The 15,715-nt window shown below is 45.4% G+C and carries 21 protein-coding genes and 1 pseudogene; 13 read left to right on the top strand and 9 right to left on the bottom strand.

The window, feature by feature from the left end; translation table 11 throughout:
* Positions 1-566 (bottom strand): annotated as a pseudogene (locus H6F74_RS09190) (photosystem II q(b) protein); the annotation flags it as partial.
* Between the two features lie 237 nt (positions 567-803).
* On the opposite strand from H6F74_RS09190, the gene H6F74_RS09185 reads away from it, so the two are divergent.
* Complete coding sequence (locus H6F74_RS09185; protein WP_190439484.1) at positions 804-2,210, top strand: bifunctional orotidine-5'-phosphate decarboxylase/orotate phosphoribosyltransferase; 1,407 nt, start codon at positions 804-806, stop codon at positions 2,208-2,210.
* A gap of 517 nt (positions 2,211-2,727) precedes the next feature.
* Here the strand turns inward: H6F74_RS09185 and H6F74_RS09180 are convergent.
* Positions 2,728-3,153 (bottom strand): Spy/CpxP family protein refolding chaperone, encoded by a 426-nt coding sequence (locus H6F74_RS09180; protein WP_190439480.1) that lies wholly within the window; start codon positions 3,151-3,153, stop codon positions 2,728-2,730.
* 189 nt (positions 3,154-3,342) lie between these two features.
* Here H6F74_RS09180 and H6F74_RS09175 point away from each other — a divergent pair, with 189 nt between their 5' ends.
* Positions 3,343-3,501, top strand: a complete 159-nt coding sequence (locus H6F74_RS09175; protein WP_190439477.1) for a hypothetical protein — start codon at positions 3,343-3,345, stop codon at positions 3,499-3,501.
* 145 nt (positions 3,502-3,646) lie between these two features.
* Here H6F74_RS09175 and H6F74_RS09170 read toward each other — a convergent pair whose 3' ends face one another.
* Both H6F74_RS09170 and H6F74_RS09165 read right to left on the bottom strand, forming a co-directional pair.
* Positions 3,647-3,883: a hypothetical protein gene (locus H6F74_RS09170; protein ID WP_199301020.1), complete on the bottom strand. Its 237-nt coding sequence runs from the start codon at positions 3,881-3,883 to the stop codon at positions 3,647-3,649.
* Between the two features lie 33 nt (positions 3,884-3,916).
* Complete coding sequence (locus H6F74_RS09165) at positions 3,917-4,669, bottom strand: Coq4 family protein (protein WP_199301019.1); 753 nt, start codon at positions 4,667-4,669, stop codon at positions 3,917-3,919.
* Positions 4,670-4,770: 101 nt separating this feature from the next.
* Between H6F74_RS09165 and H6F74_RS09160 the strand changes: the two genes are divergently transcribed.
* Positions 4,771-5,403 carry a TetR/AcrR family transcriptional regulator gene (locus tag H6F74_RS09160; protein ID WP_190439474.1) on the top strand — a complete coding sequence of 211 codons (633 nt, stop codon included), beginning with the start codon at positions 4,771-4,773 and terminating at the stop codon, positions 5,401-5,403.
* A gap of 107 nt (positions 5,404-5,510) precedes the next feature.
* Here H6F74_RS09160 and H6F74_RS09155 read toward each other — a convergent pair whose 3' ends face one another.
* Positions 5,511-5,858 carry a type II toxin-antitoxin system PemK/MazF family toxin gene (locus tag H6F74_RS09155; RefSeq protein ID WP_190439471.1) on the bottom strand — a complete coding sequence of 116 codons (348 nt, stop codon included), beginning with the start codon at positions 5,856-5,858 and terminating at the stop codon, positions 5,511-5,513.
* Positions 5,855-6,079 (bottom strand): hypothetical protein, encoded by a 225-nt coding sequence (locus tag H6F74_RS09150; RefSeq protein ID WP_190439468.1) that lies wholly within the window; start codon positions 6,077-6,079, stop codon positions 5,855-5,857. The genes H6F74_RS09155 and H6F74_RS09150 overlap by 4 nt, the downstream gene beginning before the upstream one ends.
* 60 nt (positions 6,080-6,139) lie before the next feature.
* On the opposite strand from H6F74_RS09150, the gene H6F74_RS09145 reads away from it, so the two are divergent.
* The 3 genes from H6F74_RS09145 (at position 6,140) to H6F74_RS09135 (ending at position 8,768) form a co-directional block, all read left to right on the top strand.
* Positions 6,140-6,451 (top strand): hypothetical protein, encoded by a 312-nt coding sequence (locus tag H6F74_RS09145; RefSeq protein WP_190439466.1) that lies wholly within the window; start codon positions 6,140-6,142, stop codon positions 6,449-6,451.
* A 229-nt stretch (positions 6,452-6,680) separates the two neighbouring features.
* A protein-coding gene (locus tag H6F74_RS09140; RefSeq protein ID WP_190439463.1) for an IS630 family transposase occupies positions 6,681-7,629 on the top strand; the annotation gives its coding sequence in 2 pieces (ribosomal slippage) (positions 6,681-7,024 and positions 7,023-7,629; 951 coding nt in all).
* A 215-nt stretch (positions 7,630-7,844) separates the two neighbouring features.
* Complete coding sequence (locus tag H6F74_RS09135) at positions 7,845-8,768, top strand: DUF6602 domain-containing protein (protein WP_190439459.1); 924 nt, start codon at positions 7,845-7,847, stop codon at positions 8,766-8,768.
* A 67-nt stretch (positions 8,769-8,835) separates the two neighbouring features.
* Here H6F74_RS09135 and H6F74_RS09130 read toward each other — a convergent pair whose 3' ends face one another.
* Positions 8,836-9,078 carry a hypothetical protein gene (locus tag H6F74_RS09130; RefSeq protein WP_190439455.1) on the bottom strand — a complete coding sequence of 81 codons (243 nt, stop codon included), beginning with the start codon at positions 9,076-9,078 and terminating at the stop codon, positions 8,836-8,838.
* Between the two features lie 87 nt (positions 9,079-9,165).
* Here H6F74_RS09130 and H6F74_RS09125 point away from each other — a divergent pair, with 87 nt between their 5' ends.
* From H6F74_RS09125 to H6F74_RS30460, 3 genes are all read left to right on the top strand, one after another.
* A complete protein-coding gene (locus tag H6F74_RS09125) occupies positions 9,166-9,432 on the top strand; it encodes a hypothetical protein (RefSeq protein ID WP_190439452.1) in 267 nt (88 codons plus the stop codon).
* A gap of 294 nt (positions 9,433-9,726) precedes the next feature.
* On the top strand, positions 9,727-11,271 hold the full coding sequence (gene ilvA / locus H6F74_RS09120) for a threonine ammonia-lyase, biosynthetic (protein WP_190439448.1): 1,545 nt from the start codon (positions 9,727-9,729) through the stop codon (positions 11,269-11,271).
* Positions 11,272-11,382: 111 nt separating this feature from the next.
* A complete protein-coding gene (locus H6F74_RS30460; protein WP_277875784.1) occupies positions 11,383-11,508 on the top strand; it encodes a hypothetical protein in 126 nt (41 codons plus the stop codon).
* A gap of 5 nt (positions 11,509-11,513) precedes the next feature.
* On the opposite strand, the gene H6F74_RS09115 is transcribed toward H6F74_RS30460, so the two are convergent.
* Complete coding sequence (locus tag H6F74_RS09115; protein ID WP_190439447.1) at positions 11,514-11,687, bottom strand: hypothetical protein; 174 nt, start codon at positions 11,685-11,687, stop codon at positions 11,514-11,516.
* 43 nt (positions 11,688-11,730) lie between these two features.
* Between H6F74_RS09115 and H6F74_RS09110 the strand changes: the two genes are divergently transcribed.
* Both H6F74_RS09110 and H6F74_RS09105 read left to right on the top strand, forming a co-directional pair.
* Positions 11,731-13,053: an amino acid permease gene (locus H6F74_RS09110; protein WP_190439445.1), complete on the top strand. Its 1,323-nt coding sequence runs from the start codon at positions 11,731-11,733 to the stop codon at positions 13,051-13,053.
* A gap of 19 nt (positions 13,054-13,072) precedes the next feature.
* Entirely contained in the window at positions 13,073-13,294 is a 222-nt protein-coding gene (locus H6F74_RS09105; protein ID WP_190439444.1) for a hypothetical protein, read from the top strand.
* A 154-nt stretch (positions 13,295-13,448) separates the two neighbouring features.
* On the opposite strand, the gene H6F74_RS09100 is transcribed toward H6F74_RS09105, so the two are convergent.
* Entirely contained in the window at positions 13,449-14,222 is a 774-nt protein-coding gene (locus H6F74_RS09100) for a 5-formyltetrahydrofolate cyclo-ligase (RefSeq protein ID WP_190439441.1), read from the bottom strand.
* Positions 14,223-14,376: 154 nt separating this feature from the next.
* Here H6F74_RS09100 and H6F74_RS09095 point away from each other — a divergent pair, with 154 nt between their 5' ends.
* A complete protein-coding gene (locus H6F74_RS09095; protein WP_190439440.1) occupies positions 14,377-15,432 on the top strand; it encodes an agmatinase family protein in 1,056 nt (351 codons plus the stop codon).
* Positions 15,433-15,486: 54 nt separating this feature from the next.
* The gene (locus H6F74_RS09090) at positions 15,487-15,696 is read left to right on the top strand and encodes a hypothetical protein (protein WP_190439438.1); all 210 of its coding nucleotides are present in this window, start codon (positions 15,487-15,489) and stop codon (positions 15,694-15,696) included.
* Positions 15,697-15,715 lie beyond the last annotated feature (19 nt).

Here is a 15,715-nt window from a genome sequence, read left to right as displayed (position 1 = left end):
TCTGCTTGGAACACCAACATGAAGTTGAAGGTTCCGGAGATGCCCAGAGGCATACCATCTGAGAACGAACCTTGTCCGATTGGGTAGATCAAGAATACTGCGGTTGCTGCTGCAACTGGTGCAGAGTAAGCGACGCAGATCCAAGGACGCATACCTAGACGGTAGGACAGTTCCCACTCACGACCCATGTAGCAGAATACGCCAATCAGGAAGTGGAAGATTACCAGCTGGTAAGGGCCGCCGTTGTACAGCCACTCGTCGAGGGATGCTGCTTCCCAAATTGGGTAGAAGTGCAAGCCGATGGCGTTGGAACTCGGAACAACTGCACCAGAGATGATGTTGTTTCCGTACATCAGTGAACCTGCAACTGGTTCGCGGATACCGTCGATGTCCACTGGGGGAGCGGCGATGAAGGCGATGATGAAGCAGATGGTGGCGGATAGGAGGGTGGGGATCATCAGTACGCCGAACCAGCCTACATAAAGGCGGTTGTCGGTCGATGTCACCCATTCGCAAAACCGCTGCCATACGTTGGCGCTGGAGCGTTGTTGGATGGTTGTGGTCATTGGTTTATGATTGCGGGAATGAATGTTTTAGGTCGATGTACTCATAGTAGAGTGACTTTTAAGTTTTGTAAAGAAGTTTGTAAAAAATTTTTATTTTTATCCCTGTGGGAGCGAAAAGCCTTAAAATCCGGGCATCTTGGTGAGAGTGGTGGCTGTTGGTGGTAAGAGTGACAACAGGCAGCGTCAAGTGGGTAAGCTGATTGTGCTGGAAGCGATCGCCCACAACAAAAAACACCTATGAACTTTTTCGATAAGTTACTTCAAGCAATTGAACGCAATCAAAGCTTACTGTACGTAACACTCGACCCAGAAGCGGAGAACCAGAACAAAACCCTGAGTGACATCTCCGACAGGCTACATCTGATCACCGAAACCGCCAATTATGTCTGTGCATATAAATTGACTCTTGGCTTTTATCAGGCGCTTGGAATTCCTGGCTTAGAACTACTCCAGCAAACCTTAGCAGCCATCCCCACTGAGATCCCGGTAATTTTAGACGCTAAACACAGCGACATCAACACCAGCACAGTATTTGCCGAAACTGTATTTGAAAAATGGCAGGTTGATGCTTGTACGTTGTCACCTTACGCTGGACTCGACATGGCGGCACCTTTTTTGGTTTATCCAGGCAAAGCAGTCTTTGTCGAGTGCTACACTGGCAATCCCTCAGCAGCCGTCTTGCAAGAATATCCCAGCATCGGGCGACCTTTTTATCTGCATCTGGTGAAAGAAGCTAAAAACTGGGGAACGCCAGAACAACTGGGGCTAGAAGTAAGCGGGGCCATACCGGAAATTTTAGGTCGCATCCGCACTGTCGCGCCAGAACGTCTCATCTTACTGCAAGGATGGTCGGAAGACCAAAACTTAGAGCAAATTTTAGCGGCTGGCTTAAACGCCTATGGAGACGGGTTAGTTCTTCCAGTTCCCCCAAATTTATTAACCACCGAACATCCAGCCGAAGCCGTCCAATCCTTACGCGACACGGTGAATAACCAGCGGCTGAAAATTGTACAAGAAAGCCCCACCTGTGACCTGTGGCTTCCGGATGTCTGCTTCTTACAACCTTCTCCCCACCGAGACACGATTTTACAACTTTACGATATTGGCTGTATTGTGTTTGGCGATCATGTGCAAGCGTCGGGAGCTATTTTTCCTTACTACATCGACCTCCGAAAAATTATCTCCCAACCGCAAATTTTTCATCAAATTTTAAGTGCATACTCGGAAATTCTTAAAAACTTGCACTTTGACAGAATTGCCGGAATCCCTTATGGTTCACTGCCAACTGCTACGGGGTTAGCGCTACGTTTAGAGCGTCCGATGATTTTCCCACGTAAGGAAGTGAAATCTCACGGCACTAAACGGGTAATAGAAGGGCATTTTCAGGTTGGAGAAAAAATCGTGGTGGTGGATGATATTCTCATCAGTGGCAAAAGTGTAATGCAAGGGGCGGAAAAGTTAAAAGATGCTGGACTAAATGTAGAAGATATTGTGGTTTTGATAGACCATGAAAAGGGCGTTAAAGATAGGCTGCGGGAAAATGGCTATCAGGGTCATGCTGTGCTAACAATTTCAGAAATTGCCGAAACTTTGTATCAATCTGGTCGCATCAATTCTGAGCAATTCCAAGTTTTAAGCCATTAGTCACTTAGAAGACGAGGGAGCATCTTAGCTTTTGCAAATATACACCCGTAAGCTAGAAGCGCCGATGCTCCATAAACAAAGCCCGCCAACGCGCAGGCTTCGTTTGCTTAAGGTGACTACCCTCAAGAAGGCGAAGCGCTTACAGTCGTCGGAATATTTTATATTTTACAAAAGTGAGATGCTCCCGACAGGAGTCTGATAATTCAGCAAATGCTTATAAAATTGCTGCTTTGGTAATGGGAATTGATCCACTCTATTTTTCGGCAACCTATTACAGCATACATCCTGCCAATTTAGAATGAAATAGCCCAAAAGTTTAGTAGCGAATGATGAGAGGTTGGATTTCCTGCGTCAACGCAAGTCTAGCGATCGCAGCTTAAATTGAAAGTCGCTCTATTTTTGATGAAAACAAGGGGGTATGGGAAGTGATTATTTCCATACCCCCTTGAAGCTTTGCACGTGTTTGGTAAACTTTTTTCGAGCTACCTTTTCTTACAAAGCAATAGCAACACCTCCATTAGGACTGTGTTTGTTGACGGCGTTGACGCCATTCTTGACGTAATTGCTCAAGTTGTTGTTTTTGGTCAGCAGTCAGCAGTGCTTCCATCTGGCTCTTGGTACTCTGGCGAACCGCTTGGAGTCTTGATTTTTGGTCTTCAGTCAGGTTCAGATTAGGTCTTTGGCGTTGCTCTTTAGCAAGGCGCATTTGTTCTTTTTGCGCCGGGGTAAAAATAGCATCCATTTGCTGCCGCGTAGACTCTTTAATTTGCTGCATTTGTGCTTTTTGAGCGTCAGTCAAATTCAGCTGGTTATACTTCATTCCTGCGCCACCAGCGCGACCAGGGCCAGCAAAAGCAACGTTGGTGAAAGCGGGAATCATTGGGGAAGCAGCAAGCATCAACGCGATCGCTCCTGGCAAGAAGAACAAAGTTTTTATCTTCATAAAAATGGAAATTCCAAGTTGTTAGTGTGCAGCAACAACGCATTCGATTGTTGTATTACCTTAGACCAGGCAAGGGTGAAGATGGTTCAGTCTTGGTTACAACTCATCGTGTCCAATTTGCCACATATCTCAGATGTATCGCCTATAGCCTTTACTGCACAATAAGATGGGCGGTTGAGTGTTCTACTCATGAAAAGCGATCGCGTAGGGTACAAAAGGCGATCGCACTGCTATCTATATTTAGCAAAAATTAATGTGCGCGATCGCTCTTTTCGTTCATGCTTGCGATCGCGCTTTTATAGCTTCAAGATGAGCATTGTGCCTGTGACGCCTCAACTTTGCTTCTAGATTCCATTGCTATATGAGGGACGGCGCTTACACAAGAGATTGGGGTGCGGATAGTCCGATTGAATTGGAGAGTCGTGTTGGTAGTGAATGGTGAGATGTTGGGTTTCCTTACGTTTTCCCAACCTACAGGGATGAGCGATCGCACTCACACCCAATATTCGGGTTGAGCCATTTCCAGGGCGATTGCCAGCAAGTTGGCAAAATCAATCCGCGTCAACAACCTCCAGAAACGAATCTGGGCGCGACGGCGGTGAATACCTGTTGAAATGGCCATACGCCAGAGCATAATCGCCAACGGCAACCAGGGATAGGTGAGGCGAATGGTGCGCCAGTAAAGCCTGCATGACATCATGACTACCCGTTTGGGGAATTCAACGTTCAAAATTCAAAATGAACAAAGATGATTTTGAATTGATTAATTCAGCACCAATTCGGGCTGTACAAGGGGTTGCACGTTCAGTTCTGTCTGCCACACCGAAACTGGTTTTTCCCAGGCTTCTTCCCATTTCTGAGCAATCAAGGGTTTGGCAGTTTGTCCCATTTCCCATCCCCGTGCGATCGCACTGAGAAGCGGGGATAGAGTCTCAGGTTGGAACAGCGTAGCGCTAATTAGGGCATTAGCGATAAGCATACTAGCCAGAGGTAGCTGAAACTGAGCTAGGTAGAAGGCTTGCAAACCAATTTCACCGATTTCGCTGGTATCAAATCCGGTAATAATGTGCCAAATATCGTGGGTTTGCAGCCAACGATTTTCCACATAGCTGGTATCCGAGTCAATTTCGACTTCAGCCGCTAGCGTCTGAAAACCTGCCTGTTTCAAGCTGCTGGCATAGGCGTAACCCAATGAGTCCTTGGGATACTGCAACAAGGCTTCCAGATCGTGGGTGGGAGTCACATAGCGTTCTGCAATAATTTCAGCCACTTCTGGCATTGCCTTCATTGCTTCAACGGCAACCTGGAAGGCATGAGTGTCAAGCAGCGTCGTACTCAAGTCCAGAACTGGAGCCAGATTTCCGCTGTCGTCAAGGAGTAGCGTCAGGAATGCTTTCGTTCCTCTTAACGTGCGAAAGAAGTCTTTTACCCTTGTCCCTATCTGTCTGGTAGAGTGCGGTTGCACGCTCAGATTAGGTCTGGTCGATCGAACAACCTGGGAATTCATAGACTGCATAGGAGTACCTCCAACAGGTGGAACTGAAGTAAAATATGAACAGTGTTCATATTTAAATAATACGAACACTGTTCATGTTTCGTCAAGGATGATTTCTGTAAATGACGACCGATCCTCAACAATCCTCAACCATGCGACGGCAACCGAAGCAGGCACGCAGCCAGGAGCGCGTGCATCACATCCTCGATGTTGCCGAGCAACTATTTATTGAACTGGGCTACGACCAAACCACGACACGAGCGATCGCATCTCGTGCGGAAGTTCCCGTTGGGTCGCTTTACCAGTTCTTTCCTGACAAAGAAGCGATCGTCAAAGCTCTGGCGAATCGGTACTTTGAGCAGGAGTATCACCTGTTTGGGCAACTTCACGCCGAACTGGCAGAGGCTCCAATCGCTGTCTATGTCGATCGCATGATCGATGCCTTTGACCAGTTCGCAACCGACCATCCTGGCTATCGCGCGGTACTCGAACAATTAATCGATCTGATGACGGTAGCCGATATCAGTAACCTGGATGAGTACGACCAACTGATTCTCAAAGAACTCGCCCATTTTCTGGAACGGAGAAACCCATCTTTAGATAATGCAAAGTGCGAATTAATTGCCACAACAATTGTGAAAGCTGCCAATGAGTTGCTATGGCTCTCTCTTACTCGCGATCGAATCTTCCGGGAACAACTCGTAGCAGAAACGAAAACATTGATTGCAGCGTACCTGCAAACCTACCAAATATAAAGATGTTGGGTTTCCTTGCTCCTACTCCAGCCCCTACGCTAAAGTCAACTCAACCTATGGCGATGGGCGATCGCACTTCAGGCTCCCTGCGAGTGGCGAGACGGGCACTAGCATTCTGAATTGTCCAATTCTGCAAGAGCCACCTTGACACAATCCCGAACACCTTGCCAATCACGTTCTGATAACTGCCCAATGCAAACCAAGTTGGCAGAGGGAGGCAACGTTACAATGAAACTCCGAAAAACAGACGCAACCCTTAAACCTGCTGCTTGCCAATCCTGAAGCACGTAATCGGTTACACCTAATGCAGTTGTCTGAGTCGTAATCAGCCCGACAATTACATCAGGGCGATTTGCATGATAGGTTGCCGAGGACAACACGACAGCAGGACGACGTTTAACACCTGTGACACCAGGAAAATCAACGGTGACAACATCACCTGGATTAAAGCTCACTCAGCTAACTCCTCGCCCTCAGGGTCGCCTGTTGCAGCATATTGTAAGGAAAAGCCAACTAGATCGAGTTGATCTTGCTCTGTCCATGTATCACTTTGATCAACAACATCACCATTGTGCTGTACCAGATCATTGAGAATCAGTGTTGCCAAGCGTAACCGCTCTGTTGGTGACAAAGTGCGAATGACCTGGGTATAAATTTCTTGGATGGTGGTTGGCATAACAAATCCTCCTGCCCCTCATCCTAATTTAAATCTATAGCTGCTGCCTTATTGCGCGAAATGAGAAACAGTGGATTTGCTCTGCACGGCTTTTCGCACAATCAAGTCCAGATTGCCATTTACTATCGCCCATTGGGTACTGGCAAAGCCAATCACTGTTTTACCCGATCTGCTTGCAGCAGCGCTTGCGCGATCGCACCCGCCTCTACATTCAGCCAAACCAACCCGCCCGATCACACTTCCTCGCTTCTACAACATAGACAACACATAGAACAACGCTATGATGTCCTATATTTAAACCACGTTTTACTTCATCTTGGGTGTCCTGGTTATAGTAGGCAGGCTTTGGTACTAGATGTCGATGATGAATGACTCTAAAGTAATTTGGTGGTCTTTCTCGATCCTTTTCGTAACGTTCAGGCAATGAAATGTTATTCTTTGATTTGTAATCATTCTAGTCAAGCTGTAGCGTTGTACCAATGGCAGGAACTTCACTAGAGAATCGACCCCAACCTCCATAACCTGCTGGTGGTCGATTATAGCAATTCTCAGAGTTATGGGGTACGATGTAGTGCAAGTATATAAATTATAAAAATCAGCAATGAGGCCTTATCCGATTGAGTTTCGGCAAAAAATAATTGAAGTCTATGAAAAGGAAGGTATCTCCATAAGGAGTCTGGCTCAACGATTTTATGTTGCTAAAAGCTTTGTTCAAAAATTAATCAAGCAATATAAAGAAACAGGAGATATTCATCCTTATCCTCAAGGGGGAAGCCCTGAACCTAAGCTCAAGGAAGAGCAATTAGTTGATTTAGTAGAAATCATTGAAGCCAATAATGACGCGACGCTCGAAGAACTTTGTGACTTGCTCGATGACAAGGTACAAGTGAGAGTCAGTCGAGCCACGATGGGAAGGATTACGCAAAAATTAAACTATAGTGTAAAAAAAAACTCTGTACGCCGCAGAAAAAACAAGTGAGAGAGTACAGGAGCAGCGAGTTGAGTTTTGGTCAAAAATCCAAGATATTCGAGTAGAGAACCTGGTTTTCATTGATGAATCAGGAGTTAACTTGGCAATGCTGAGGCTTTACGCCAGAGCTTTAAAAGGGAAGAGGGCAAGAGGGGAAAAGCCCCAAAAGCGAGGAAAAAATATTTCTTTGATTGCTGCTTTATCCGTTCAAGAGTTGATAGCATCAGTCAGTATATATGGGGCAGTAGATGGCGTGACATTTGAAGCCTTTATCGTCCAGGAATTAATCCCTAAACTCTGGAAGGATGCTTGTGTTGTTATGGATAATGCCAAAATCCATCAAGGAGAGATGGTAAGAGAATTTATAGAAAAAGCCGGAGCAAAACTCCTGTATTTATCTCCTTACTCTCCTGAGTTTTCCCCAATTGAGAATTTTTGGTCAAAAGTTAAATCTATCTTGAGAAAGGCAGCAGCAAGAACATATAAAGATTTAATTGATGCCATTGCCAACGCCATGCTTGAGGTGACTCAGTCAAATATCCGTAACTGGTTTGCTCATTTTTGTTACTGTGCCTCATGAGTGCGAGAATCGCTATATACTGTTTTACATACTCCATGAACTTTTTTTCATCATCAACTTTTGCAATCAGGCATAAAACAGACATAACTTACCTAATTTATTGATATTTTGTCAAAAGTATTACCTATACGCTTTCCTTGTATTAACTGCCCATCACTCTACCAAACCTTTATTAACCCTACAGCAAGAGCAACTAAATAGGTCAAGAGAGTATTATGGATAATCTAGGGAATCAAAACCTTTTTGAGAGGCTGGAAGGCATCCAAGCAATACTTAAGGCACGGCATAAGGCTGGCAAAGGATCTAGTAGTGCAACGAAAGGGAATGATAGAGAGTATTTTATTAATAAGTTTTTAGCAGAAGTTTTCCCTCCTCAGTTTCGTTTTGGACATGGAGATATTACAGACTTAAGTGGAAAAATAAGTGGACAGGTAGACATTGTTGTCGAATATCCTTTTTTTCCTAGCCTACCTATGAGTCAGGGAAGCTCTAGATTATATCTAGCAGAGGGAGTTGCAGCCGTAATCGAGGTAAAGTCAAATCTAAAAAGTCAGTGGAATCAAGTCAAAAAAACTTCTGATAAATTAGTGGGACTTAAACGTAGTTTTGGATGTAATGAAATCACTACTCCGCGTTGGATTCCTCTTTTTGTAGTTGGATATGAAGGCTGGCAAGATGAGCAAAAACTGAAGGAGAAGATAGAGGATAGAAAGGTTGATGGAATTCTTGTTATAAATCCAGGTTTATTCGTCTGGAATCCTCCTCTGTATATTGGTCAGGATAGTCTAACTCAATCTGCCAGAGGTGCTTGGGCTTTGTGGGCGTTCGTGGTTAGCCTGCATCATATAACAATGTCACTTCGACAAACTAACTTTGCTCCAGCGTTATATGCTATGCCAGATATACTACTTTTCCACAAAATATATTCTGCATCCCATGTTTATACAAATGGAGAAGTGGTTGTGTTTAACATTACAGACAAAGAGGGAATAAATCGAGGCGATGCCAAGCAAATGATTGCATCCCTTGAAAAAGACAAACTACTCAATAAGGTCTATGATACGGATGAATTAATAATAGTATCCGTGACTGAAAGCGGTAAGCTGCTTGGATATAAATTAGTGGAAATGCTGCGTTAGTTATTGTTCGCGGCAATATTTCCTTGGTTTATATAGAGTCTGCTTTCTAGCAAAGCGATCGCTACAGTTAGACTGTCTCACTACTACTTGCTTGAGGCATCGCTTCAATGAGTGCCCGAAGCACCTTATTTACTGACTCCGGTGTTGAGAAAACCTCGGCAACATCCTCATCCAAAACAACGACTGTTAGCTTTGGCTTTCCACTTCGATTTGCAAAATGGTTAGGCTTGGCTTTTTTATAATCAAATTGGTACTCTGGCAAAAGCTCATCTTCAGAGTTTGAAGATTCCTCAAAAGGCGTTTTGTTCATAATCTTCACGCTTCCTGCGAGTGGCGAGGCAGTCTTAATGATACGGATTGTAATGGGACATCACTATACTTTTAAGATAAGCTGCTGTTGTCTCGTTTAAATAAGACTGAAAAACTGCCACCAATTAACATTGTGGCAAACGTTATAGGTAGTTCAAAAAGCGCATTAATGATTGCAAATTTAAAGGCATTTTCCCTTCCTATTGTTGGACTTAAGATAGGAGATGTAACAAAGCAAAATCTTGCTATATCAAAACACCAAACGCTCAAAGCAGTTAAAAATAGATATTTCCACCGCTCCCTTGTAGTTAAGCAGCCACTAATAAAAAAACCTAGTACCTTAGAACCTAGCTGAGAACCCCTTATAGCTAAGTTCACCAAACTGTAGGCGTTGGCTAGCATAATCACAAGCGTTACAATTACAGGACTAACTAGAAAAGTCCCAATAACGATTACACTATTGCGAAAAATAATTTTCCATTTAATTTGCATAAGATATGTCAACCACAATGGGGCAGGGGCATGAGTCCCAGAATCCGTTTTTAGTAAGATTACTCTAGATTACCGACTTGTTTACGAAGTCGGTAATCTAAATCCACCAATAGAGTAGAATTGTCACCTAGCCTGCATCTGCTCACCCCTCCACCCTATGCTCTGCGACTACTTGGTACAAATCCTCACGGCTCGTGTCTACGATGTCGCCCAAGAAACACCCCTAGAATACGCACCAAACCTCTCCGCACGGCTGAATAACAAACTTCTGCTGAAGCGGGAGGATATGCAATCAGTGTTTTCCTTCAAGCTGCGGGGTGCTTACAACAAGATGGCGCACCTGTCGCCGGATATGCTGGCGCAGGGTGTAATTGCTGCATCCGCTGGGAACCATGCCCAAGGAGTCGCCCTGGCTGCGCGTCAGCTAGGAACGCAAGCAATTATCGTCATGCCAGTCACCACGCCTCAAGTGAAGGTAGATGCCGTCAAAGCGCGAGGGGGAGAAGTTGTATTGCATGGCGACACTTACGATGATGCTTATGCTTTTGCCCGTCAGATGGAAGCGGAAAAAGGCTTAACCTTTATTCACCCCTTTGACGATCCTCACGTTATTGCTGGACAGGGGACAATTGGGATGGAAATTCTGCGGCAATGTCAGCAACCCATTCATGCTATTTTTGTGGCGATTGGGGGTGGCGGTTTAATTTCTGGGATTGCGGCGTATGTAAAACGGTTGCGTCCCGATATTAAGATTATTGGCGTTGAACCCGTCGATGCCGATGCTATGTCTCAATCGCTGAAAGCAGGAAAACGGGTGCGCTTGTCGAATGTGGGTTTATTTGCCGATGGGGTTGCAGTGCGGGAAGTGGGGGAAGAAACCTTCCGGCTGTGTCAAGAGTATGTCGATGAGATTGTTCTGGTGGGTACAGATGACACTTGTGCCGCAATTAAAGACGTATTTGAGGATACGCGATCGATTTTAGAACCAGCAGGTGCATTAGCGATCGCAGGCGCTAAAGCCTACGTCGAACGGGAGCAAATTGAAGGACAAACGTTAGTTGCCGTTGCCTGCGGTGCTAACATGAATTTCGATCGCCTCCGCTTTGTGGCAGAACGAGCCGAGTTTGGCGAACGCCGCGAAGCCATTTATGCCGTCACCATTCCCGAAGAACCAGGCAGTCTCCGCAAGTTTTGTGAATGTCTTGGTAGACGGAATCTTACTGAATTTAGCTATCGCATTGCCGATGAAAAAGAAGCCCATATTTTTGTTGGCGTGCAAATTCAAAACCGTGCTGATGCTGCAAAGATGGCAGAAAGTTTTGAAGCTTGCGGGTTCAAAACCCTTGACTTAACCGATGACGAACTGACCAAATTGCACTTGCGTCACATGGTTGGCGGACGTTCTCTCCTTGCTTGCGATGAATTGCTTTATCGCTTCGAGTTTCCCGAACGTCCCGGCGCATTAATGAAGTTCGTCGGTTCCATGAGTCCCAACTGGAATATTAGTATGTTCCACTACCGCAACAACGGCGCAGACTACGGACGAATCGTTGTAGGAATGCAAGTACCTCCCCACGAAATGCAAGAGTGGCAGGCATTTCTCGATACACTGGGCTATCGCTATTGGGATGAAAGCAAGAATCCCGCCTACAAGTTATTTCTGGGGCAAGAAAATTGTACGCCGCCTTTGTCATATCGTTAGTAAGCTGAGGCTTTGAGGGATAAAGAGATAACTCGAAGGCAAGGAGATAGAAAACGTATAGCGATCGCACTTTTCTTGCCTTCATTACACGAAATTCAAATTAACCAACCTATGAGCAAAATAGTTTTGATTCCGGGTGCATCTAGTGGAATTGGGAAGGTACAGCCCAACTTTTCGCGCAGCAAGGTTGGAATGTTGTGGCAAAAGCGCGATCGCCCGAACAAGTCCCAGACTTAGCACAATTAGATCGCATCGCTGTCTGGCGTTTGGATGTTACTGGCACCCCAACAATTCATGATGGGGTTGAGACAGCCAGTTGACATAGAAAAGTAGCCAGCATTGCTCGATAGACTAAGCGATCGCTTTCTCAATTCTTGCTGCCGATAGCACCCCGTACCCCCTATACTGACGAGCATAAAGATTACAAGATTGGGCAAGTAGAAGGACAAGAGAAATTCTATGGAACCGAATGCAGAAGCGGATTCACTCAAGCGAGTGTTTGGATTGCCGACGCTGGTAATTTACGGGGTTGGTGATATTCTCGGTGCCGGAATATATGCAGTGATCGGAAAAATTGCCGGACTTTCCGGCTCTTTGGTTTGGGCTTCTTTCCTGACATCCATGATTGTTGCGGCACTTACCGCTTTAAGCTACGCCGAACTTGGCAACAGAGTTCCGCAAAGCGGAGGAGTCGCTAGTTTCATCCACAGAGCATTTCGCAGGGATTGGCTCTCAATCTTGGTAGGCTGGTTGATGTTTTGTACCTGCCTAGTTTCGATGGCGACGCTCTCAAAAGCGTTTGCAGGCTATCTCAACGCTTTTGCTCCAGCGATTCCATATTGGTTGATTATCCTGGCGCTATTTGCGGGTCTTGCATTTGTTAATTTTAGGGGAATGCAAGAGTCCTCAGCCCTGAATATTTTTTGCACGGCTCTTGAAGTTTCGGGTCTTGTGATTGTCATCGTCGTCGCGACCCTTTTTCTCATCGGAAACCCAGCAGGCGCAGCGAATCCTATTCCCAGTCCCGTCCCCAACGCGCCAGCTGTCGGTTGGATAGCGGTCGTTCAGGGAGCGGCACTCGCCTTCTACGCCTTCATTGGGTTTGAGGATATTGTCAATGTTTCCGAGGAAGTGAAAAATCCCCAGCGCAATGTTCCCAGAGCGATTCTGCTTTCCCTGGGAATTGCAGGTGTCGTTTATGTTCTCGTCTCCTGGCTTGCCGTTCAGGTACTCAGTTCGGCGGAACTTGCCGCCTCAAACGCTCCTCTTCTCGATGTCGTTCAGCGATCGCAGCCAAATTTTCCAGCAGTCGTCTTTTCACTCATCGCCTTGTTCGCCGTTCTAAATACTGCTTTGCTGAATTTTGTCACGGCATCGCGTCTGCTTTACGGAATGTCCCGCGAAGGACTGCTTCCAGCTTGGTTAGGAAAATTACATCCACGCCGAGCAACTCCCTATCGAACGCTGCTTGTCATTCTGCCGCTCGTGATTTTTCTCGCCCTGGCATTTCCGCTTGCATTCTTGGCTGGAACAACCTCAACATTGATTCTGGCAATGTTCTCTCTTGTCAACATCTCATTGCTAGTCATCAAACGCCGAGAACCTCGAACCGAAGGGTTTCAGGTTCCTTCTGCGATTCCGGCTTTAGCGCTGTTCTCCAACCTATTTCTCATTGCTTTCGCCGAGCCAAAAAGTAACATTGCGGCGTTAGTATTTACAGGTTTAGGAATTCTGATAATTTTAATTCGCAATGCTCTTAGCAGGCGATTGCCAAGTTCTTAACTTTAAATGCTGACTGTAGATGCGAATTCTACTTGATGAATGTGCGCCACGACCTCTGACACCCCTGCTGTTCGTGGCGCGATCGCTTTATTCAACCCAGGCGGTCGGAAGCGTCTTCACTCACAGCTGTCATTCCCTGGCTGACAGAATAAGCGATCGCCCCTATAGGTTAAGGGTTTATTATGGGAAAAGCGTTAGTACAGCTTTACCCATAAATTACTTTAGCGCTAATAAATTTTAAAGCGATCGCTCTCATCTATGAAATTTTTAAATAACCAGAAATTTTAGCAGGCGCTACAGCAAGTAGCGATCGCATTATGGTGAAAAAGAATGCAGCCTTTGTCTATTATTTAATCTGTTGTCGTTGATAATTCCCTTCACTGTCGTTGTCCAGGTTAAATGGCTTGATTTGCAAGTTTCTCCCTCAGTTTCCGTAAAATTGAGATTTCCTTATATTGGTCAGGACGAATTGTATCCCAGTCTAGCCCTGCTGGCCGTGGATAAGTTGTATTTGTTCCGATTGCCTCATCAGCAGTAACAATCCAATCCAGTCCCCAATCGTGAGGTTGCATTGGCAAACGTTCTTCTTCAACAATTTGCAACGTATGCACCGTTGTCACAATTGGAGTATCCGGCTGAACTAACCCAAATTCTTTTAACATCGCAAGTTCCAAATCTGCAAATCCCGCCCCTTTACCAGTTCTACCCCCATTGCGCGTTACCGCCACACAACCCACCATAACTAAATCGATAGGCTGCATTTCTTCAAAAGTTACCAATCGCCCATAAGTTAGCGCCTTCCGTGCGAGCGCAGCTTCTTCAAGCGGGATGTTGCGCTGCTGCAAATCCTCAGCCGTCAATTCAACAAAGCAGCGAGTATTCGTTAAGCGAGGTACAGCCATGTATAAGCGTTTCCCATCTTTTAAAGCACGCGATCGCACCGGAATTTGCGGTGAATCCGGATTGCACTTAATTGCTTTTGATTGTTGCCAAATTGGTAAATCTGCTAACTGTTCAGCCGCTTTTTGGGAACCGACAAAGTTAGGAATGTGACCTTGCGGATCTCCGATGGCTACCCCCTGCTGCTTCAGCAACGACCAAATATCAGCCCTCAGATTGTCCTTATCGGCATGATAACCACTCCAAGTTGTCTTGATGTTATTTGGCATCAGCGATCGCTAATTTGTTATGTTAACAAGTCCTTGTGGAAGATAGACTGGGATAGCAACCGACTTAGCTTGGCTCATCCCAAAACTTGCAATATCAACGCTAACATTTATCAAGCCACTTTTTGCTAACCCACTTTGATTCAGGACATACTCAATGGCTACCAGAGAAGAAATCCTCCTAAACTTTGATCCTAGCGGTATCGGTGTCGATAACGGTAATCTCTTAGGACTTCCATTTGACTACGATTCTGCCAATATTATTGTGTTTGGCATTCCCTGGGAAGTGACTGTTTCCTATGGCTCCGGCACAGCTTTTGGGCCAAATGCAGTTTTAGAATCCTCTCGTCAACTGGATTTATATGACTTTGACAATCCAGAAGGCTGGAAGCAAGGTATTTTCATGGTAGAAATTCCCAAAGATATCCAGCAGAAAAATGAGGTTTTGAGGCAAGATGCGGCTCGAATTATCGAACATATGGAACTAGGGAAGCGTGTCGAAGACGATCCCGACCTCACGCAAGTCTTAAAAACGGTTAATCAAGAGTGTCAAGCTGTCAATAAATGGCTGTTTGAACAGGCTCAAGCTGCTATAAAACAGGGTAAAAAGGTTGCAGCAATCGGAGGAGATCACAGCGTACCTCTGGGAGCTATTCAGGCATTGGCAGAAAGTTACCCGGAATTCGGAATTTTACACATTGATGCTCACGCGGATTTACGCGATGCTTACGAGGGTTTCGAGTTTTCTCATGCCTCAATTATGTTTAATGCGCTGAAATTGCCCCAAATATCGAAGTTAGTTCAAGTGGGCATTCGCGATATTTCTCAAGATGAAGTTAATCTGATTCAACAGTCTGGAGGGCGAGTTTCTGCGTACTACGATCCTCAGTTAAAACAAAAGCTATATGCTGGAATTTCCTGGTTGGAAATTTGCAAACAAATCGTTGCAGAATTACCGCAGAATGTTTACATTAGTTTTGATGTCGATGGATTAGACCCCAAACTTTGCCCGAATACAGGAACTCCGGTTCCTGGAGGTTTAGAACTAGAGCAAACCTTTTTCTTGTTCCGCGAAGTTGTCAATAGCGGCAGACAGATTATTGGGTTTGATGTATGCGAAGTGGGGAATAGTGAGTGGGATGGTAACGTTGGGGCTAGAGTAGTTTATAAGCTCTGCAATCTGATGACATTATCAGAGCAAAATCTTTCCTAGCGATTGAGAAAATTCTAACAATAAGTGATGCTGGCACAAAATCTATCTTAAAAGATGCGATCGCTCTTTTTGGAAGCGCGATCGCTCTCACCCTGTAGCCATTCGTGCTGCCTGTCGGCAAAGTCTGCATATTGGATGGGCAGTTCGCCCCTAGCTATCTATTGCAACCATAATTCAGCAGAGACAGTAGGGGCGAGTTTATCTAGTATCACCGATAGCAGAGCGAATGTTCGCAGCAGTGGCATCAGCGTTGAGGGAAATTGAGATGCTTGTTGTAGGCAAT

The organism is Trichocoleus sp. FACHB-90 (assembly GCF_014695505.1).
GTDB lineage: Bacteria > Cyanobacteriota > Cyanobacteriia > Cyanobacteriales > FACHB-T130 > Funiculus > Funiculus sociatus.
The sequence above is the reverse complement of the archived record's forward strand: the minus strand, read 5'-3'. Positions and strand labels throughout refer to the sequence as shown.